At 71.1% G+C, this 287-nt stretch carries 1 pseudogene; it reads left to right on the top strand.

Going from position 1 to position 287, the window contains the following annotated elements:
• Window positions 1-287: pseudogene (locus NE591_RS15565) on the top strand (hypothetical protein); the annotation flags it as partial.

Below are 287 nucleotides of genomic sequence, written 5' to 3'. Positions count from 1 at the left end.
TGCCATGGGGCTCGCCACCGATGCCCCCATTGCCTACGGGGTGGTGATCGCCGTATGTGCTTTAGTGGCTGCCATCAGGCCTTCCATCGGCGTCCTGTTCGGCTACGGAGCCTTTGGAGTGGGGCTTGCCGGCGCGGGCGCCTGGGTGCCGGCGGTGCTGCTCACCGCGGCTACGGGCGCGTGGTGGTATTTCGTGGGCCGCCGCGGCACCGCTCAGGCGGTCTCGGCGCTCATGGAGCCGCTGCTCGGCTCCGTGGGTTTCGCGGCGGCCTCGCCGGTGACGTGCG

The organism is Adlercreutzia sp. DFI.6.23, from assembly GCF_024462535.1.
Classification (GTDB): domain Bacteria; phylum Actinomycetota; class Coriobacteriia; order Coriobacteriales; family Eggerthellaceae; genus Adlercreutzia; species Adlercreutzia rubneri.
Note: the sequence above shows the minus strand (reverse complement) of the source record. Positions and strands in the feature narration are given on the sequence as shown.